This is a genomic window from Thermanaerovibrio acidaminovorans DSM 6589, from assembly GCF_000024905.1.
Lineage (GTDB): Bacteria > Synergistota > Synergistia > Synergistales > Synergistaceae > Thermanaerovibrio > Thermanaerovibrio acidaminovorans.
This window is the reverse complement of sequence record NC_013522.1, coordinates 1563846-1582334: the sequence shown is the minus strand read 5'-3', so window position 1 is coordinate 1582334 and position 18489 is coordinate 1563846. Positions and strand designations below refer to the sequence as shown.

Here is an 18489-nt window from a genome sequence, read left to right as displayed (position 1 = left end):
AGGGCCTTGGGCCCGCTATGACCACGGGAGGTATTTAGATATGGCCAAGAAGAGCAAGCGTTACAGGGCGATAGCGGAGAAGGTGGTTGCGGATCGGCTTTACAGCCTGGATGAGGCGGTGAAGCTGGTGAAGGAAGTGGCCACCGCGAAGTTTGACGAGAGCGTGGAGCTCCATGTCCGGCTGGGCGTAGATCCCCGCCATGCGGACCAGCAGGTGCGCAGCACCGTGGTGCTTCCCCACGGCACCGGCAAGACCAAGAGGGTCCTGGTGATCGCCGGTGGCGAGAAGGTGAAGGAGGCCGAGGAGGCCGGCGCGGACTTCGTCGGCGGCGAGGACATGGTGCAGAGGATAGAGGGCGGCTGGCTCGACTTCGATGCGGTCATAGCCACCCCGGACATGATGAGGGCGGTGGGGCGCCTGGGTAAGGTCCTCGGCCCCCGGGGGCTCATGCCCAGCGCCAAGACCAACACGGTCACCTTCGACGTGGCGGACGCGGTGAGGGAGATCAAGGCGGGCCGGGTGGAGTTCCGGGTGGACAAGACGGGGATCACCCACAACGCCATAGGCAAGGCCTCCTTCGACGAGTCCAAGCTGAAGGAGAACGCCGCCACCCTGCTCAAGGCCATCCAGAAGGCCCGGCCGGCGGCGGTGAAGGGGCAGTACGTGAAGAGCATCACCATGACCACCACCATGGGGGTCGGCATCCCGATGGATCCGGTGGAGGTCATGAAGGATCTGGCGGACTAGCTTCAGGGACCGACCTTCCGGCGGGGGCTTGTGGCCCCCGCCTTTTTGTGCTAGAATGCCCTTTGGGCTTAAGACAGCGGGGGCGCTTGGCGCTTAATAGAGGAAACCCCGCCGAGGTCCGGGATGGTCGCCCGTTGGGCGTCCTTAGGTGTGCACTTTAAGCCCCCGGCCTTGAGGCCGGGGGCTTTCGCAGTTCCCGGGCCCGCATGCGAACCCGGGAGGAGGTGAACTGATGCCGACGAAGGCTAAGGAGCAGAGCGTTGAGCAGCTGGTGGAGATGCTGGGCAGGAGCGATGGGGTCTTCATCTGCGAGTACCGGGGTCTCACGGTCAAGAAGATGACCGACATCCGCTCCAGGGTGCGCAAGGCCGGCGGCGAGATGAAGGTGGCCAAGAACACCCTAATGAGGCTGGCCCTCCAGAGGGTTGGGATGCCCACGGTTGATCCCTACGAGCAGGGCCCCAACGTCTACGTCTTCGCCTACGGGGACGTGGCGGCGGTGGCCAAGGCCCTGAGGGACTACTCCAAGGAGAAGGGCAACGAGGCCCTGATCATCAAGGGGGGCGTGATGGGCAAGGACCTGCTCAACAAGGACCAGGTCATGGCCATTGCGGACCTGCCCTCCAAGGAGGTCCTCATCGCCCAGGTGGTGGGCACCATCGCGGCTCCCCTCCGGGGACTCGTCACGGTGCTTTCCGGTCCCGCCAGGGGGCTTGTCACCTGCCTGTCCCAGATCAAGGACAAGAAGGAGAACGCCGCGTAGCGCGTTGGCCCCGCGAGGAACGGGCCGCTTAGTTTCCAAGACAACAATTTGAGGAGGAGTAGAAAGATGACCCGCGAGGATATAATCAAGGCTATTGAGGAGATGTCCGTCCTTGAGCTGTCCCAGCTCGTGAAGGACCTGGAGGAGAAGTTCGGCGTTTCCGCCGCAGCCCCTGCCATGGCCATGCCCATGATGGCCATGCCCGGCGCCGCTGCCGCTGCCCCCGCTGAGGAGGAGAAGACCGAGTTCGATGTGGTGCTGGTGGACGCCGGCGCCAACAAGATCAACGTCATCAAGGTGGTCCGGGAGATCACCGGCCTGGGCCTGAAGGAGGCCAAGGACCTGGTGGACAACCCCCCCAAGCCGGTGAAGGAGCAGGCCAGCAAGGAGGAGGCGGAGGAGCTGAAGAAGAAGCTCGAGGAGGCGGGCGCCAAGGTGGAGCTGAAGTAAGGCTCTTAACCTTCGGCCCTTTCAGGGGGCGGGACCTATCGGTCCCGCCCCCTTTGTGATACCATAACGTTGTTTTGGCCACAAGATTCCTTTAATTCCTGGGGGTGGGGCATGGTCCTTGACTTTCACGTTCACCTTTACCCGCCGGAGGTGGTGCGGGACTCGGAGCGGATAGCCCAGCGGGAGGACTACTTCGCCCTGCTCTCCTCATCCCCGGTGCACCGCTGGGCCCAGGTGGAGGACCTGATATCCGCCATGGACCGGGACGGGGTGGACCGGGCGGTGGTCTTCGGCTTCGCCTTCAACGACCTGGGGCTCTGCAGGCTCTGCAACGACTACGTGCTGGAGGCCGCCAGGGCCCATCCGGACCGGCTGATCCCCTTCGCGGTGGTCCCCCCCTGTGTCGTGGGATGGGCGCCGAGGTGGAGCGCGCCGCATCCCTGGGGGCCCTGGGGGTGGGGGAGCTGTTCCCCGACGGCCAGGGGTTCCAGGTGGACGACCCGCGCCAGACCTTCCGGATCGCGGGGCTCTGCCACGAGCTGGGGATCCTGCTCATGCTGCACTGCGCGGAGCCTGTAGGTCACCTTTACGCGGGAAAGGGGACCGTGGGACCCAAGGAGGCCGCCGCCTTCTGCGAGAACCACCCGGAGGTGAAGGTGGTGTTTGCCCACTTCGGAGGGGGGCTCTGGCTCTACGAGGCCATGGAGGAGATGAGGCTCAACCTTTCTAACGCCTACTACGACACCGCCGCCATGCCATTTCTCTACGATTCCTCCCTTCTGGCCTCTGTCATGGCCTCCGGGGCGGGTAAAAAGATCCTCTTCGGCACCGACTTCCCCATCCTGGGGCTCCCCCGGTACCGTCCCCTCCTGGAATCGGCGGGGATTTCCGGGTCGGACGCGGAGGCCCTCCTGGGGGGGAACGGCTGGCGTCTACTGGAATCTTTGGGGCGGCCCTTGACACCCTGGGGAGGGCTCAATAGAATCTAGCCCAACGACCCGCCGGATCCACCCGGCGGGGGCAGGAAAACCCATATAGGCTCTTATCAAGAGTGGCGGAGGGACTGGCCCGATGAAGCCCGGCAACCTGCAGAGCACGTCTCTGCGTGGTGCCAACACCTGCGGCGAAAGCCGAGTGATAAGAGAGAAGGCGGCCACCGGGTCCCTCCTCTCGGAGGGGCCCTTTAATTTTACCCCCTGGGGGTTGGAGGTGTTCATTTTGAGTCAGGAACGAAAGAGGGGTATTCACACCCGGGCGTTGCATGACGGATGGAGGAGCGATCCCGCCACTGGGGCCTTCGGGCTTCCCATATACGCCACCGCCGCCTACGAGTTCAGGGACGCGGACCACGCTTGCCGGCTCTTCCGGCTGGAGGAGGAGGGGCACATATACTCCCGCATATCGAACCCCACGGTGAAGGCCTACGAGGACTGCGTGGCGTCCCTGGAGGGGGGAGTGGGGGCCGTGGCCTTCTCCTCCGGGCAGGGGGCCTTCACCCACCTGATAGGGGCCCTGTGCTCCGCCGGGGACCACCTGGTGGTCTCCCGGAAGTCTTACGGGGGGACCCTTACCCTGATCCGCAACACCTTCGCCCGGTTTGGGGTGGAGAGCACCCTGGTGGACCCCAACCGGATCGACCAGGTTCGGGAGGCGGTGCGCCCCAACACCAAGGCAATAATCGTGGAGACCGTGGGGAACCCGCTACTGGACGTGGCCCCCCTGGAGGACCTGGCCCGGGTGGCGGAGGAGGTGGACGCGGCGCTGGTGGTGGACAACACCTTCGCCACCCCGGTCTCCTGCAGGCCCATCGAGTGGGGGGCCCATCTGGTGGTCCACTCGTGCACCAAGTTCATATCCGGCTTCGGCAACGTGGTGGGGGGTATTGTGGTAGATGGGGGCAACAAGGACTGGAGCGGTCCCAAGTGGGGGCTGGTGAACCGGCCGGATCCGGGATACAACGGCCTGGTATTTACCGACGCCTTTGGTCCCGGCGCCATGGGGGCCAAGCTGAGGGCCACTCTGTTGCGGGATCTGGGGGGCTGCCCCTCCCCCTTTGATGCTTACCTCCTCAAGCTCAGCTGCGGGACCCTGCCGCTCCGGTTCGCCCGGCACTCGGAGAACGGGCTGGGGGTCGCCAGGTTCCTTAAGGGGCACCGGAAGGTCAAGTGGGTCCGGTACCCGGGCATTGCGGATGACCCGTCCCACCCGCTGGCCCAGCGGTACCTTGGGGGGCTCTACGGCGGCATGGTGGCCTTCTGCCTGGACGGGGGCGTGGAGGAGGGGAGGCGCTTCCTGGAGGGGCTCAGGCTCTTCGGCCACATGGCGAACCTGGGGGACTCCAGGAGCCTGGCCATACATCCCGCCAGCACCACCCACTCCCAGCTTTCCCGGGAGGACCGGTTGGCGGGGGGCATCGACGACGGCCTGATAAGGCTGAGCGTGGGGTTGGAGGACCTGGAGGACCTCCTGGAGGACCTGGAGAGGGCCCTGGGGGAGGTGTGATCATGGGGGAGGCCTACGGGGAGGTCCGGCTGGGGGATCTGGAACTGGAGTCCGGCCAGGTGCTTCCGTCGGTTCGGTTGGCCTACTCCATCACTGGGCGCCCCCGGCCGGACGGGTCCAACGTGGTGGTGGTCTGTCACGCCCTCACCGGAAGCCACCACGTGCACGGTCCCAAGGTGGAGGGGCTTCCCGACGCCTGGTGGGACGGGGTTGTGGGGCCCGGGATGGCCATAGACACGGACCGCTACTGCGTGATCTGTTTCAACAACCTCTGTAGCCCCTACGGGAGCACCTCCCCCATGTCCCAGGGGCCTCATGGGGGCCCCTACGGCATGAGGTTTCCCTTGGTGTCCTGCCGGGACGTGGCCCGGAGCCAGGTGCTGGGGCTCAGGGCCCTGGGGGTGGAGAGGGGGCTCTGCGTGGTGGGTGGGTCCATGGGGGGGATGGTGGCCCTGGAGATGGCCCTGTCCTACCCCAGGTGTTTCGAGCGGTGCGTGGTGATCGCCGCCCCCTTGAGGCTCTATCCCCAGGCCATAGGGTACAACGAGGTCCAGCGGCAGGCCATAATGGGGGACCCGGACTGGCGGGGGGGCGACTACTACCCGGGCCCCGGGCCGGTGAGGGGGCTGGCCAACGCCCGGATGCTGGCCATGATCACCTATCGGAGCGAGAAGTCCTTCGCCAGCCGCTGGATGAGGGACATGTCGCTGGGGAGCCCCCACAGCTGGGACGGTCGATTCCAGGTGGAGAGCTACCTCCACCACCACGGGCAGGAGCTGGTGAAGCGCTTCGACGCCAACTGCTACCTGTATCTCACCAGGGCCATGGACCTTCACGACGCCCTTTTGGGCCGCGGGGGCCCCAACGAGGCCTTCGGTCCCCTGTCGGGCCGGCACCTCCTGGCGGTGGGCATATCCAGCGACATGCTCTTCCCCAACTGGCAGGTGGAGGAGATCCACCGGTGTGCCCGGGAGGCGGGGATCAACTCCTGGTACGAGGAGATAGACAGCCCCAACGGTCACGATGCGTTCCTTATCGACCTGGACCAGGTGGACGAGATCCTGCGGACCTTTTGGCGGGTCTCCGGGATGGGCTAGCCCGCATCTATGGTTTACTTGACTTGAATAAAATAAACCACTTGCCATGGTGCCGGGACTGATATAAACTTCCGTTTCAAAGCTAATCCACATGGAGCGGAGGTTGATAGCAGTGCCTTTGGATCCCGGACTGAGGAAGGTGGCGGTCATAGGCTCCGGTCCGATAGTGATCGGTCAGGCGGCGGAGTTCGACTACGCGGGCACCCAGGCGTGCCGGGCCCTTAGGGAGGAGGGGGTGGAGGTCCTCTTGATCAACACCAACCCGGCCACCATAATGACCGACCCGGACACGGCTGACTCGGTGTTCTTCGAGCCCCTGGAGTGTGGGGCGGTCTCTTCGGTGCTGGAGAGGGAGAGGCCCCAGGGGATCCTGGGGACTCTGGGGGGGCAGGCGGGGCTAAACCTAACCTTGGAGCTCTGGGACCGGGGGGTGCTGGCGGACCTCGGGGTCCGGCCCCTGGGTACCCCTCCGGAGTCCATAAGGGTGGGGGAGGACCGGCGGCTCTTCAGGGAGGCCATGCTCTCCATAGGGCTCAGGGTGCCCGAGAGCCTCCCGGTGGAGGACGTCCCGTCCGCAGTGGAGTTCGTCCGCTCCGTGGGGTTGCCGGTGGTGATCCGTCCTGCCTTCACCCTGGGGGGAACCGGTGGCGGGATGGTCCGCCGGATGGATCGTCTGGAGGACATGGTGAGCTCCGCCCTGGCGGCCAGCCCTTGCCATCAGGCCCTGGTGGAGGTCAGCGTTGAGGGCTGGCTGGAGATCGAGTTCGAGGTGGTGAGGGACCGCAGGGGCCACAAGGTGCTGGTTTGCGGGATGGAGAACCTGGACCCCATGGGGGTGCACACCGGCGACAGCGTGGTGGTGGCCCCCATAATGACCCTGGACGAGGGGGCCGTGGGGATCCTTCGGGACGCCACCTTCGCCATCGCCGACGCGGTGGGGGTCCAGGGGGCGTGCAACGTCCAGTTCGCGGTGAACCCCGGGGACCCTTCGGACTTCTACGTGATAGAGATCAACCCCCGGGCCAGCCGGTCCAGCGCCCTGGCCTCCAAGGCCACCGGCTACCCCATAGCCCGGGTGGCCGCCAAGGTGGCGTTGGGTTATGGGCTTGACGAGATACCCCTCTGGGACGGGGGGCCCATGGCGTCGGAGCCTCCGGCGGTGTCCCACGTGGCCCTCAAGTTCCCCCGCTGGCCTTTCGACAAGTTTCCCGACGCGGACAGGTCCATAGGGGTGAGGATGAGGTCCACCGGGGAGGTTATGGGGCTTGGGGACCGGTTCGAGGAGGCCTTCGTCAAGGCCCTGCGGGGGCTGGACCTTGGGGGAGGTGCCCTCTGGGACGGGTCCCTGTCGTCCCTGGGGGACCGGGAGCTGTTGGAGCTCGTGTCGGTCCCCAATGATCGGCGGATCTTCGCCCTGTTGGAGGCCCTGTCCAGGGGGATGGGGGTTGAGGAGCTATCCCACCGGTCGGGGATCCGGGCCCCCTTCCTGGAGGGGATGAGGGGCGTGGTGGACGCCTGTCTCTGGCTTGCGAAGGCCCCCTTCGACCGGGGCTCCATGGAGAGGGCCAAGTCATTGGGGATCGGGGACTCCCAGGTGGCGCGGCTGTGGGGGGTGCCGGAGGAGTCGGTCAGGACCTTCCGGGAGGCGGCGGGGCTCTGGGGGAGGCTGGTGCCCGTGGGGGGAGTGGAGGGCTTCCCCTACACCTACCGGCGGTTGGACAGGGGCGTTCCGTCCCCGATCAAGGCGGACTCTGGGGCGGTGATGGTGGTCGGCTCCGGCCCGATCCGGATAGGCCAGGGGATAGAGTTCGACTGTTGCTCCGTCAGGGCCCTCAGGGAGCTGAGGCGTCTTGGGATCCGGTCGGTGATGGTGAACAACAACCCGGAGACGGTGAGCACCGACCACGACGAGGCGGACCTGTTGTGTTTCGAGCCCTTGGACATGGAGGTGCTACTGGACCTGGTCAGGCTCTGCGGCGTCAGGGGTGTGCTGGCCCAGTTCGGAGGGCAGAGGGGGCTCCAGCTGGCCATGGGGTTGGCCCGGGAGGGGGTTCCGGTTCTGGGGGTGGAGCCCTGGGCGGTGGAGGCCACCGAGGACCGGCGCAGGTTCTACGCCCTGCTGGACCGGCTGGGGATAGATCACCCGGCGGGGGCGTGGGCCGAATCGCCGGAGGAGGCTATGGAGTGTGCCATGGAGATGGGGTTCCCGCTGGTGGTGAGGCCCTCCTTCGTGCTGGGGGGTCTTGGGATGGAGGTGGTGAGCTCCCCGGAGGAGTTGAGCGCCTGCCTGGATTGTCACCGGGCGTCCGGCCTTTGGGACCTGGGGCCGTTGCTGCTGGATCAGTTCGTTGAGGGTATAGAGGCGGAGGTGGACGTGCTCTGCGACGGGAGGGATGTCTTCGTCCCCGGTGTGATGGAGCACCTGGAGGGGCCCGGGGTCCACTCGGGGGACAGCGTGGTGGTGCTTCCCCACCGGAGGATATCCCAGGCGGAGGTGATGGAGATGGCCCGGATCTCCGGGGAGCTGGGGCGGGCGCTGAAGGTCCGGGGGCTTTTCAACGTGCAGTTTGTGGCCGGGGACCGGGGGATCCGGGTGTTGGAGGTGAACCTGAGGTCCAGCAGGACCGTGCCCTTCGTCAGCAAGGCCTGTGGACTTCCGCTGGTGGACCTGGCGGTGAGGCTGGCCCTTGGTGAGGGGCTAGGGGACCTGGGGCTGTCCCCCGGGTTGGGGTCCGGGATCCGTCGGTGGGCGGTGAAGGTGCCGGTCTTCTCCACCGGGAAGCTTCCGGGGGTCGAGGTGTCCCTGGGCCCCAACATGAGGTCCACCGGGGAGGTGATGGGGCTTGGGGATGGCTTCGAGGAGGCGCTCTTGAAGGGCTTCCGGTCCGCCGGAGCCCCCATGGACCTTCCGGTGGGGATCCTGGTCTCCCTTGGGAGGTGGGAGAGCGGGGTTGTGGAGGCCCTGGCGGTCCTGGCGGGCCTTGGGTGCCCCATATACGGGACCCCCGGCACCTGTGGCCGGTTGGTTAGGGTGGGGGTGCCCTGCCGGCGGGTGGATCCCCTGGAGGGGATCGGGATGGTTGGTGGTGAGGTGGGGTGGGTGGTGAACACCAGGAGCCCCCTGGAGGACCGGGGCTACGGTTTCGAGCTGCGGCGCCGGGCGGCGGAGGTGGGGGCATTGTGCGTGACCCGGGTGGACACCCTTGTGGGGTTGGCTCAGGCCCTCTCTTTGGGCAGGGGGGGATCGCTCAGGGTTGGGTGATTTTTGGGACCGGGTGGTGTTGACAGTTTTGGGGGCCCTTGCTATACTTCCACTCGTGCTGATCGGGGCGGATAGCTCAGTGGGAGAGCACCTGCCTTACAAGCAGGGGGTCGTAGGTTCGAACCCTATTCCGCCCACCAAGAGGACAATGAAAACGTCAGACTAGAGGTGGGGTTGTAGCTCAGTACGGTTAGAGCGCCGGCCTGTCACGCCGGAGGCCGCGGGTTCAAGTCCCGTCAGCCCCGCCATCTCTTTGCAATAGCGTTGACGCGTTGGCGGGATAGCTCAGTTGGTAGAGCAACGGACTGAAAATCCGTGTGTCCCCAGTTCGACTCTGGGTCCCGCCACCATCGTAGCCGTAGCGGGCGGAAGTAGCTCAGGGGTAGAGCACAACCTTGCCAAGGTTGGGGTCGCGGGTTCAAATCCCGTCTTCCGCTCCATTTTTGCAGATGATTGGGCGGCATAGCCAAGTGGTAAGGCAGAGGACTGCAAATCCTTCATTCCCCGGTTCGAATCCGGGTGCCGCCTCCACACCTCGCCCAATTTGTGTTATACTCATAGAGCACTCCTCGGTAGCTCAATCGGCAGAGCGGGTGGCTGTTAACCACTAGGTTCCAGGTTCAAGTCCTGGCCGAGGAGCCAGATTTGATCCGCCGGATCCGGCGGTTGTTATTTGGCGCGAGCCCCCAAGGGGATTACCCCTTGGGGGCTCGTCGTTTCCGGCGTGTCCACGCCGACTTACGCCCGCCCGCACATTTACCTTGATTCTCCGTTTCGAAGCCCGCAGTCCGGGGGCCGGGTGCAACCCTGGGGGTTACGGGCGCTCACCGAAAATGTCCCTTCCGAATTCTCCCGTTCTCCGTTTTTCGACCCGCCTTGTTTAACAGCCCGACTGCATCCGGACACCCGTTTCGACATTTCGAACTCCCCTCCGGTAGGTATCTGCCGAAAGCCGGACCAGTGGGTCCGGTGCAAGCGGATTACCAGACAGCGGAAACAGCCGTGAGATCGGAGACCGTTGTGGGTGCCGGCGACATCGCCCTCGGACGGTGTCAAACGGGCTCCAACGGCCTTCTCGATGACCGGCCTATCCAGTCCCGCGGCATCCATGACGGAACCCTTCCTCGGCCTCCCGCAAAAGGAGGACCGGATGCCGGCCAACGAACACGTCCCAATCTCTCTCGACGAGGTGATATCGGAGATCGCCGCGATCCTGGCCCGGGGTTACATGCGCCATCGAAACGGACGCCGAATCGCCCCTGATTCCGGCAGTGGGGCAGAGCATGTGGCGCAAGTTGAAGAATCTGAGGCGTTTACTTCGATTCGCCTTGATATTTCGGGCCACTGAAGCCTTCATTCATTCACGAGTTAACGCCCTGAGATTGCGGTGCGGACGGGCCGCCCGCAGGGCGAAGCCCATGAGCCAAGGAGGTTTCGGATGGAAGCAACAACGTATCAAGAGGTCCAGGGGCTCTCCCGGATGACCGTCGGAGAACTCCGGGACAAGTACCTCGAGGTCTTCGGAGAAGAGACCCGCTCCTACCATAAGGAGTTTCTTCGCAAACGAATCGCCTGGCGTATCCAGGCCATGGCAGAGGGTGACCTTTCGGAGCGGGCCCGGCGCAGGGCTGAGGAAATGGCCAATGACGCCGACCTGAGAACGCGGTCTCCGCGTGATCCGGTCGCCTCGGGTTCCGCCGAGGTCAAGGCGAGAACGGCGACCAGCCGCATATCCCCGTCGCACGACCCGAGGCTGCCGCTGCCCGGGACTCTGCTCGCCCGCGAGTTCCAAGGTCGCGACATTGTGGTCAAGGTACTCGACAACGGCTTCGAGTTCGACGGCCGACGGTACAAGTCCCTCTCAGCCATCGCCAAGGAGGTCACCGGGAGCAAATGGAACGGGTTCCTCTTCTTCGGTATCGCCGATGCCGCGACCAAGGGCGGGAGCCGCAAACCCGAGAGGAGGAACGAATGAGCAGAAACAATAACCACGGCCGGGGAGAAGCCCTGGAGTCGGCATCAAGAACCAACGGGACGATCCGCTGCGCCATCTACACCCGCAAGTCCACAGACGAGGGGCTGGAGCAGGAGTTCAATAGCCTCGACGCCCAGCGGGAATCCGCGGAAGCCTATATCGCGAGCCAAAGACACGAGGGATGGGTGTGCATTCCGGATCGGTTCGACGACGGCGGCTTCACCGGCGGCAACATGGAGCGGCCCGCCCTCAAGCGGCTCTTCGCCGGCATCGAGTCGGGCGGCATCGACTGCGTGGTGGTATACAAGGTGGACCGTCTGAGCCGGTCCCTTCTGGACTTCGCCCGCATGATGGAGCTCTTCGACAAGCACTCCGTGAGCTTCGTCTCGGTCACCCAGCAGTTCAACACGACCAGTTCCATGGGGCGTCTCACGTTGAACATCCTTTTATCTTTTGCCCAGTTCGAGCGGGAGATCATCTCGGAGCGCACCCGCGACAAGATGTCCGCCGCCCGGCACAAGGGCAAGTGGGTCGGCGGGATGCCGGTTCTCGGGTATGACGTCGACCCGAAAGGCGGCAGGTTGATCGTCAACGAGGACGAAGCCGTACAGGTCCGGGGGATGTACCAGCTCTACCTGGAGCACAAAGCCTTGATCCCTGTCGTTCAGGAAATCGAACGACGCGGCTGGAAAAATAAGCAGTGGACGACCAAGAAGGGTCAGGAGCGCGGCGGAAAGCCTTTCACCAAGAACAGTCTCTTTCGGCTTCTGACCAACGTGATTTACACCGGCAAGGTCGATTACAAGGGAACCATATACAACGGCGAACACGACGGAATTGTCGACGTCGATCTTTGGCAGCGGGTGCAGGATGCGTTACGGCGAAACGGCAGCACCGGAGGAAAAGAGGTGCGCAACAAATACGGAGCGCTGTTGAAGGGACTGCTCTACTGCGCTCCCTGCGGCACGGGGATGGTGTGCATACGTATACGGCCAAGGACAACGGCAAACGCTATCGCTACTACGTCTGCCTGAACGCGCAACAACGAGGCTGGGCGTCCTGTCCGACCAAGTCGCTCAACGCGCACGAGATCGAGACCGCGGTGGTCGAACACATCCGAAGCATAGGCAGGAATGAGGAAATCATCGCAGCGACGGCTGCAAAGGTTCGGGAAGAGAGCGGCAAGCGCATGGTGGAACTGGAAACCGAACAACGCGGCCACGAACGTGAACTCAAACGGCTGCACACCAGAGTCCAGAAGCTGGTGAGCGAGTCCTTCACCGCCGCCTCGAACGGAGGGGCGGCCATGGACCAGCTCGCCGACCTTCAGGATCGGATTCGAACCATAGAACAGCGGATGACCACCATACGCGAAGAGGTCATCGCCATCCAGAGAGAAACCGTTGACGAAGGGGATATGGCCCGGGCACTGGCGGTCTTCGCCCCGGTTTGGGAGTCACTGTCCCCCCGAGAACAATCACGGATCGTCCGACTCCTCGTCGAGCGCGTCGGTTATGACGGGCGGGACGGTAGAGTGACCGTGACCTTCCGCTCAGCGGGAGTCAAGGCGCTGTGCAGCGAGGCCGACATCCGCAGTCGGGAGGTGTCCGCATGAAAAATACCGCATCCGACGGAACGGGACTGAGCCGGCTGGAGATCTCCTTCAGTTTCAGACCCAGGAACCGCAGGAAAAGCGACAACCATCCACACGAGGTAGACCGAACCATCGAGCCGGGGAATCTGCCCCGCATCTCGAAGTTGATGGCTTTGGCGATCCGCTTCGACGGATTGGTCCGGCGCGGCGAAGTGCGGGACTATGCCGATTTGGCCAGGCTCGGCTATGTGACGCGCGCACGCATCACCCAGATCATGAACCTGCTCAACCTGGCCCCGGACATCCAGGAGGAGATCCTATTCCTTCCGAATACAACGAAGGGCCGAGACCCGATTCTGGAAAAAGACATGAGGCCGGTCGCCGCCGTCCCCCACTGGAACCGACAGCCGACTACCTGTTCCGGCGCTGGAAGCTGCGGCGCTTCGCCGAGGTGGACAGCGAGATCCTCTTCCGCCTGGCGGACCGTGCCTTCCGGGACGAGACGCCGGACCTCGAGCGCTTCAAGCGCGACCTGGCCCTGTGCCGGGGGCAGATCACCGCCGTGCTGGCCTCCCGCCGCCAGCCCGGGACGGTCCTGGTGCTCAAGGGGAACAAGCCGCTCGAACTGCGCATCCACCGCAGCCACCGGGCGGTGCTCTACGCCTCGGATCCGGCCTTCCTCGACGCCGTGCTGGCCGACGAGCGCGGGTGGCGGCCGCTCCCACTGGAGCCCATGACCATGCTCGTGTTCAGGCACGAGAGTCTCATGGAGTTCTCCAGGGAGTCGTTCACCTTCATCGCCCAGGGAAAACGGGGGAAGGCGCCATGACAGAGAGCCGCATGAACCGAAGAGAATCACCCATGAACCCCAATGAACCCCCGAAGGAGAACACAACCGGGCTCCTGAGACTCTTCGTCTACGGGACCCTCAAGCAAGGCTACTGGAACCACGAGCGGTTCTGCCGGGGCGTCCTCTCCGTGGAGGAGGCGGTCGTCCGGGGCCGCCTGTACGAGCTGCCCTCCGGCATCCCGGTCCTGGAGGTGCCCGAGGCGGACGTCCTGGCCTACGGCACCGCCGACCCGCTCGCCGACGTGGCCACACAGGCGCGCCTCGCTGCGGAGTTCGCCGCACGCGCCGCACAACACCCCGACCCCGGGGAGAACGGCGCCCCGGGCGGCCGCTGGGGCCCCGTGTACGGCGAGCTCCTGACCTTCGACGATCCCGAGACCCGCCTCCCGGCCATCGACCACCTCGAGGGCTTCCTGCCCGGCGGACCCAGCCTCTACAGGCGTGTGCTGGTGCCGGCAAGTACACGAGGACAACGCGTCCTGGTCTGGCTTTACGTGGAGGGCGCCAGCAGGCGCCCTCCTGGCCGTCGGCTGGCGGATGGTGTCTGGCGAGCCTAGGGAAGGCGTCTTCCGGAAATCTCTTGACACCAACTGTCACTAACTGTAAACTATATCAGTTGGATGAGGTACAATGACACGAAATCTGCTTTGCGGCCAGAGAGGTGCTTCCGATGGATGAAAAACCAGGCGACGTCCTGACCATCGAAGAGTTGTCTGCCTACCTGAAGATACCGAAATCGACGCTCTACAAGCTCGTTCGGGAAGGCAAAGTCCCGTGCCAGAAGATTGGCCGCCATTGGCGCTTCCGGAAGGAAGCCATTGACCGCTGGTTGGAAGAGACGCACGGCGATACGAAAGACGGAGGAAACGAGTAATGGCGGAGCCCTTGGCGGATCAGGTCCTGCGAAAGATCGGCGAGGCTCGCGAGCTCTATCACCGCCTGATCCTGATGGTGGGCCCGGCGGGAAGCGGGAAGACGTCCGCGTTGCAGGAGGTGTCGGCCTCGACCTCCGCACCGCTCGTCAACGTCAATCTCGAGCTGTCTCGCCGGATGCTGGACCTGACCGAACGCCAACGGGCTCTGCAGCTACCGCGGCTCTTGGGCGAAATCGTGGGTGAAGCCACAGGCGAGCTGGTTTTGCTCGACAACATCGAGATCCTTTTCGATGTCCACCTGAAGCAGGATCCTTTGCGTCTGCTTCAGGGATTGTCCCGGAACAAGACGGTCGTGGCCGCCTGGAACGGATCCATCGTGGATGGTCACATGACCTACGCCGTCCCGGACCACCCCGAATACCGCCGCTACCCGATTCGCGATTTTCTGGTGGCCAGTCCGGAGGTGACGACATGAAGGAAACAGGAAGCGAAGCTGCAAGGTGGCATGTGCAATGAGATATGGAGACCTGATCCAATTCGAGCCCATCGAGTCCGTAGTCCAGCTACGGGATGCCGATGAGGCCGCAAGCGCCAGACAGCTGGTCAGCACCTATGTCATCTCCGACGAGATGGCCGAGAAGCTGACCGGCCTTGTGATCCCCCAGCTTCAGTTCGACCAGCCCGTCGATAACAAGGGGCTGCTTGTCGTGGGCAACTACGGCACCGGTAAGTCACACCTGATGTCGGTGATCTCCAGCATCGCCGAGCACGCGGACCTGCTTTCCGCCCTGGGAAACGCACAGGTGGCACAAGCCGCGGAGCGGATCGCCGGCAAGTTCAAGGTGGTCCGCACCGAGATCGGGGCCACCACCATGTCGCTGCGGGACATCCTCGTCGGCGAGCTGGAAGAGCACCTGGCCGTCATGGGCGTGACCTACACCTTCCCGGATGCCGGCCAGGTCCCCAACAACAAGCGGGCCTTCGAGGAGATGATGGCCGCGTTCCACCGGGAGTATCCGGACCATGGCCTGCTCCTGGTCGTGGATGAGCTGCTGGACTATCTCCGTACTCGCAAGGACCAGGAGCTGATCCTCGACCTCAACTTCCTCCGTGAGGTGGGTGAGGTCTGCAAGGACCTGCGCTTCCGCTTCATGGCGGGTGTGCAGGAGGCCATCTTCGACAGCCCCCGTTTCGCCTTCGTGGCCGACAGCATCCGCCGGGTCAAGGACCGCTTCGAACAGATCCTTATCGCCCGCAGGGACGTGAAGTTCGTCGTCGCCGAGCGCCTGCTCAAGAAGACCGGTGAGCAGCAGGCCAAGATCCGCGAATACCTCACGCCGTTCGCCAAGTTCTACGGCCACATGAACGAGCGGATGGACGAGTTCGTCCGCCTCTTCCCGGTCCATCCCGACTACATCGACACTTTCGAGCGCGTCACGGCGGTGGAGAAGCGCGAGGTGCTCAAGACCCTGTCGCTGGCCATGAAGAAGCTGCTCGACCAGGAGGTGCCGGAGGATCGGCCCGGTCTCATCGCCTACGACAGCTATTGGACGAACCTGCGCGAGAATCCCTCCTTCCGCGCCGTCCCGGATATCAAGGCGGTGATCGATTGCAGCCAGGTGCTGGAGTCCCGGATCGAGCAGGCCTTCACCCGGCCGGTGTACAAGCCCATGGCAATTCGCATTATTCACGCGCTCTCGGTCCACCGGCTGACGACCGGAGACATCTACGCGCCCTTGGGCGCCACGGCCGAGGAGCTACGCGACGCGCTCTGTCTCTACCAGCCCGGCATCGAGGACTTGGGCGGAGACCCGGCCGACGACCTCCTTTCCCAAGTGGAAACGGTCCTGCGCGAGATCCACAAGACGGTCAGCGGCCAGTTCATCTCCTCCAATCCGGACAACCGGCAGTATTACCTCGATCTCAAGAAGACCGACGACTTCGACGCGCTCATCGAGAAGCGCGCCGAGAGCCTCGATGCCTCCCAGCTCGACCGCTACTACTACGAGGCTTTGAAAAGGGTCATGGAGTGCACCGACCAGACCTACGTCACCGGCTACAAGATCTGGCAGCACGAGCTGGAATGGCTGGAGCACAAGGCGGCAAGACAAGGATATCTCTTCTTCGGCGCTCCCAACGAGCGCTCGACCGCCGTGCCGCCCCGTGATTTCTACCTCTACTTTATCCAGCCGTTCGATCCGCCGCACTTCAAGGACGAGAAGAAGGCCGATGAAGTGTTCCTTCGCCTGACCAACACGGACGAAGAGTTTCGGACCGCGCTGACGAACTACGCCGCGGCGCTGGACCTCGCGTCCACCTCGAGCGGCCACGCCAAGGCCACCTACGAGTCCAAGGCCACCGGATTCCTGCGGGACCTGGTGGGCTGGCTGCAGGAGCACATGACCGACGCGTTCGAGGTGACCTACCAGGGACGCACCAAGTCGCTGGTGGAATGGGCCAAGGGCAAGTCCATCCGCGAGCTGTCCGGGATCGCTTCCCACGAGCGGATCAACTTCCGCGACCTGGTGAACACCATCGCCGGCATCGTCCTGTCCGCACACTTTCAGGACCAGGCGCCCGAGTATCCCTACTTCTCGGTGCTCATCACGGGCCAGAACCGCGAGCAGGCGGCACAGGACGCCCTGCGCGCCATCGCCGGACAGAATCGCACCAAGCAGGCAACCGCCGTGCTCGACGCCCTGGAGCTCCTCGACGGAGAGCGGCTCGACCCGTACCGCTCCAAGTACGCGAAGCACGTCCTGAACATCCTCAAGAAGAAGGGGCACGGCCAGGTAGTCAACCGCTCGGAGCTGATCCAGGAGGTCTACGGCGTCGAGTACTTCGCGCCGGACAAGGGCTACCGCCTGGAGCCCGAATGGGCTGTCGTGGTCCTGGCCGCGCTGGTCTACTCCGGTGACCTGGTGCTTTCGATTCCCGGCAAGAAGTTCGACGCCGCCGGGCTGCCGCAGCTGGCCGCGACACCTATCGACGAGCTGGTCCACTTCAAGCACATCGAGCGGCCCAAAGACTGGAACCTCCCGGCGCTCAAGGCGCTTTTCGAACTGCTCGGACTCACGCCGGGTATGGCGCAACTGGTTACCCATGGCAAGGACGAGCCGGTTCAGGAACTGCAAGCGAAAGTCTCCAAGTATGTCGAGGAAATTGTTCGCACGCAGCAGGCATTGAAAGACGGCCTGCATTTCTGGGGACAGAGACTCTATTCCGACTCGGAACTCGCAACCCGCAACTCGCAACTGGAAACGACAAAGTCGTTTCTGGAATCCCTGCAGGCCTACACCACGACCGGCAAGCTCAAAAACTTTCGCTATGACGCCTCGGAAGTGACCGCTCAGCGGAGTGGGCTCGAATCCCTTGCCGAAATCAAGTCGCTCGAAGAACTGGTGGCGGACCTCGGGTCCACAGCTTCATACCTCTCGACGGCTGAGGCGGTCCTGCCCACCGGCCACGAGTGGATCGACAAAATGAGCGCCGTTCGGACTGAAGTCCTCACGGCGGTCATGAGTCATGGGTTTCGGGTCTCGGGTCAAAAGGACGCGGGACTCAGTACTCGCGACCCGCGACCCGAATTGCAGCGCAAGCTCACCGACCTCAAGAAGTCCTACGTGCAAGCCTATCTCGCCATGCACACCCGGGCCCGACTGGGCGTGAACGAGGACAAGCGCAAGAGCGCGCTGATGGGAGACGAGCGGCTCAAGACCCTCTCGAGGCTCTCCACCATCGACCTGATGCCGCGCCAGCACCTGACCGATTTCCAGAACCGTCTGGCCGGCCTGAAGAGCTGCTTCGCGCTCACCGAGCAGGACCTCGACGCATCACCGGTCTGCCCGCACTGCGGCTTTCGGCCTGCGGCCGAAGCGGTCGCGGGTCACGTGTCAGGTGTCGCGGGTCAGGACTCGCGACTCGGGACTCGCGACTCGAGACTGATCAACGCCGCCGCGGTGCTTCAACAGCTCGATGAACAATTGGACAAGATGCTGGCTGAATGGACTGCGGCGTTGATCACCAACCTGGAGGACCCGACCACCCGCGGCAACCTCGACCTGCTCAAGCCCGAGCCCAGGAAGCTGGTGGACGCCTTCCTCAAGGAACGGAAGCTGCCCGAGGAGCTGGGCCAGGATTTCATTCACGCCCTCAAGGAGGTGCTCTCCGGGCTGGTCAAGGTCGCGATTAGACCTGAGGATCTGCGCGCAGCCCTTCTCAAAGGCGGCTCACCGGCGACGCCGGCGGAGATGAAGAAACGCTTTGAGGAATACCTCGATGAACTCACCAAGGGCAACGAGCCCGGCAAGGTCCGAATCGTACTGGAATAGTCGCGGGTCACGGGTCGTGGGTCGCGAGTCAAAGGGACGAAG

The 18489-nt window shown here is 64.1% G+C and carries 16 protein-coding genes, 6 tRNA genes, 1 riboswitch and 1 other annotated feature; all 22 genes read left to right on the top strand.

Features of this window, described 5'->3' with window-relative positions:
- Positions 1 to 40 precede the first annotated feature (40 nt).
- The 22 genes from rplA to TACI_RS07710 all read left to right on the top strand — a co-directional run bounded on the left by rplA (position 41) and on the right by TACI_RS07710 (position 18447).
- On the top strand, positions 41 to 748 hold the full coding sequence (gene rplA, locus TACI_RS07805) for a 50S ribosomal protein L1 (RefSeq protein ID WP_012870242.1): 708 nt from the start codon (positions 41 to 43) through the stop codon (positions 746 to 748).
- 49 nt (positions 749 to 797) lie between these two features.
- Positions 798 to 948, top strand: a sequence feature (ribosomal protein L10 leader region).
- A gap of 32 nt (positions 949 to 980) precedes the next feature.
- Positions 981 to 1511, top strand: a complete 531-nt coding sequence (rplJ, locus tag TACI_RS07800; protein WP_012870241.1) for a 50S ribosomal protein L10 — start codon at positions 981 to 983, stop codon at positions 1509 to 1511.
- Positions 1512 to 1577: 66 nt separating this feature from the next.
- Positions 1578 to 1961 (top strand): 50S ribosomal protein L7/L12, encoded by a 384-nt coding sequence (rplL, locus tag TACI_RS07795; RefSeq protein ID WP_012870240.1) that lies wholly within the window; start codon positions 1578 to 1580, stop codon positions 1959 to 1961.
- A 111-nt stretch (positions 1962 to 2072) separates the two neighbouring features.
- On the top strand, positions 2073 to 2540 hold the full coding sequence (locus TACI_RS09495) for an amidohydrolase family protein (protein ID WP_341271036.1): 468 nt from the start codon (positions 2073 to 2075) through the stop codon (positions 2538 to 2540).
- Positions 2426 to 2950 (top strand): amidohydrolase family protein, encoded by a 525-nt coding sequence (locus TACI_RS09490; RefSeq protein WP_341271042.1) that lies wholly within the window; start codon positions 2426 to 2428, stop codon positions 2948 to 2950. The genes TACI_RS09495 and TACI_RS09490 overlap by 115 nt, the downstream gene beginning before the upstream one ends.
- A gap of 50 nt (positions 2951 to 3000) precedes the next feature.
- Positions 3001 to 3105: riboswitch (SAM riboswitch) on the top strand.
- A gap of 74 nt (positions 3106 to 3179) precedes the next feature.
- A complete protein-coding gene (locus TACI_RS07785; protein WP_164925225.1) occupies positions 3180 to 4463 on the top strand; it encodes an O-acetylhomoserine aminocarboxypropyltransferase/cysteine synthase family protein in 1284 nt (427 codons plus the stop codon).
- Positions 4464 to 4465: 2 nt separating this feature from the next.
- Positions 4466 to 5560: a homoserine O-acetyltransferase MetX gene (gene metX, locus TACI_RS07780; protein WP_012870238.1), complete on the top strand. Its 1095-nt coding sequence runs from the start codon at positions 4466 to 4468 to the stop codon at positions 5558 to 5560.
- A gap of 112 nt (positions 5561 to 5672) precedes the next feature.
- Entirely contained in the window at positions 5673 to 8822 is a 3150-nt protein-coding gene (carB, locus tag TACI_RS07775) for a carbamoyl-phosphate synthase large subunit (protein ID WP_012870237.1), read from the top strand.
- Between the two features lie 65 nt (positions 8823 to 8887).
- Positions 8888 to 8962 (top strand) — tRNA-Val (locus TACI_RS07770).
- A gap of 30 nt (positions 8963 to 8992) precedes the next feature.
- Positions 8993 to 9070, top strand: a tRNA-Asp gene (locus tag TACI_RS07765).
- A gap of 26 nt (positions 9071 to 9096) precedes the next feature.
- Positions 9097 to 9172 (top strand) — tRNA-Phe (locus TACI_RS07760).
- A 15-nt stretch (positions 9173 to 9187) separates the two neighbouring features.
- A tRNA-Gly gene (locus TACI_RS07755) sits at positions 9188 to 9262 on the top strand.
- A gap of 16 nt (positions 9263 to 9278) precedes the next feature.
- Positions 9279 to 9353, top strand: a tRNA-Cys gene (locus tag TACI_RS07750).
- Positions 9354 to 9388: 35 nt separating this feature from the next.
- Positions 9389 to 9464: transfer RNA gene (locus tag TACI_RS07745), tRNA-Asn, on the top strand.
- Positions 9465 to 10260: 796 nt separating this feature from the next.
- A complete protein-coding gene (locus TACI_RS07740; protein WP_012870236.1) occupies positions 10261 to 10797 on the top strand; it encodes a DUF2924 domain-containing protein in 537 nt (178 codons plus the stop codon).
- Positions 10794 to 11831, top strand: coding sequence for a recombinase family protein (locus TACI_RS09170; protein WP_207280511.1), 1038 nt, complete (start codon positions 10794 to 10796; stop codon positions 11829 to 11831). Before TACI_RS07740 ends, TACI_RS09170 begins: the two co-directional genes overlap by 4 nt.
- 68 nt (positions 11832 to 11899) lie before the next feature.
- Positions 11900 to 12412, top strand: coding sequence for a hypothetical protein (locus tag TACI_RS09165; RefSeq protein WP_242601096.1), 513 nt, complete (start codon positions 11900 to 11902; stop codon positions 12410 to 12412).
- Between the two features lie 430 nt (positions 12413 to 12842).
- Complete coding sequence (locus tag TACI_RS07730) at positions 12843 to 13220, top strand: class II glutamine amidotransferase domain-containing protein (RefSeq protein ID WP_164925224.1); 378 nt, start codon at positions 12843 to 12845, stop codon at positions 13218 to 13220.
- Between the two features lie 11 nt (positions 13221 to 13231).
- Complete coding sequence (locus tag TACI_RS07725) at positions 13232 to 13798, top strand: gamma-glutamylcyclotransferase family protein (RefSeq protein WP_164925223.1); 567 nt, start codon at positions 13232 to 13234, stop codon at positions 13796 to 13798.
- A 113-nt stretch (positions 13799 to 13911) separates the two neighbouring features.
- The gene (locus tag TACI_RS07720) at positions 13912 to 14115 is read left to right on the top strand and encodes a helix-turn-helix domain-containing protein (RefSeq protein WP_012870234.1); all 204 of its coding nucleotides are present in this window, start codon (positions 13912 to 13914) and stop codon (positions 14113 to 14115) included.
- Positions 14115 to 14591 (top strand): BREX-3 system P-loop-containing protein BrxF, encoded by a 477-nt coding sequence (gene brxF / locus TACI_RS07715; protein WP_012870233.1) that lies wholly within the window; start codon positions 14115 to 14117, stop codon positions 14589 to 14591. The genes TACI_RS07720 and brxF overlap by 1 nt, the downstream gene beginning before the upstream one ends.
- Before the next feature lie 37 nt (positions 14592 to 14628).
- Entirely contained in the window at positions 14629 to 18447 is a 3819-nt protein-coding gene (locus tag TACI_RS07710; RefSeq protein WP_012870232.1) for a DUF6079 family protein, read from the top strand.
- The last annotated feature ends 42 nt before the right edge of the window (positions 18448 to 18489 follow it).

Coding starts and splice junctions, on each gene's coding strand:
- TACI_RS09495 (WP_341271036.1), top strand. CDS start 2,073: ATGGTCCTTGACTTTCACGTTCACCTTTACCCGCCGGAGGTGGTGCGG.
- TACI_RS07720 (WP_012870234.1), top strand. CDS start 13,912: ATGGATGAAAAACCAGGCGACGTCCTGACCATCGAAGAGTTGTCTGCC.
- TACI_RS07725 (WP_164925223.1), top strand. CDS start 13,232: ATGAACCGAAGAGAATCACCCATGAACCCCAATGAACCCCCGAAGGAG.
- TACI_RS07710 (WP_012870232.1), top strand. CDS start 14,629: ATGAGATATGGAGACCTGATCCAATTCGAGCCCATCGAGTCCGTAGTC.
- TACI_RS09170 (WP_207280511.1), top strand. CDS start 10,794: ATGAGCAGAAACAATAACCACGGCCGGGGAGAAGCCCTGGAGTCGGCA.
- rplL (WP_012870240.1), top strand. CDS start 1,578: ATGACCCGCGAGGATATAATCAAGGCTATTGAGGAGATGTCCGTCCTT.
- brxF (WP_012870233.1), top strand. CDS start 14,115: ATGGCGGAGCCCTTGGCGGATCAGGTCCTGCGAAAGATCGGCGAGGCT.
- rplA (WP_012870242.1), top strand. CDS start 41: ATGGCCAAGAAGAGCAAGCGTTACAGGGCGATAGCGGAGAAGGTGGTT.
- metX (WP_012870238.1), top strand. CDS start 4,466: ATGGGGGAGGCCTACGGGGAGGTCCGGCTGGGGGATCTGGAACTGGAG.
- rplJ (WP_012870241.1), top strand. CDS start 981: ATGCCGACGAAGGCTAAGGAGCAGAGCGTTGAGCAGCTGGTGGAGATG.
- TACI_RS07740 (WP_012870236.1), top strand. CDS start 10,261: ATGGAAGCAACAACGTATCAAGAGGTCCAGGGGCTCTCCCGGATGACC.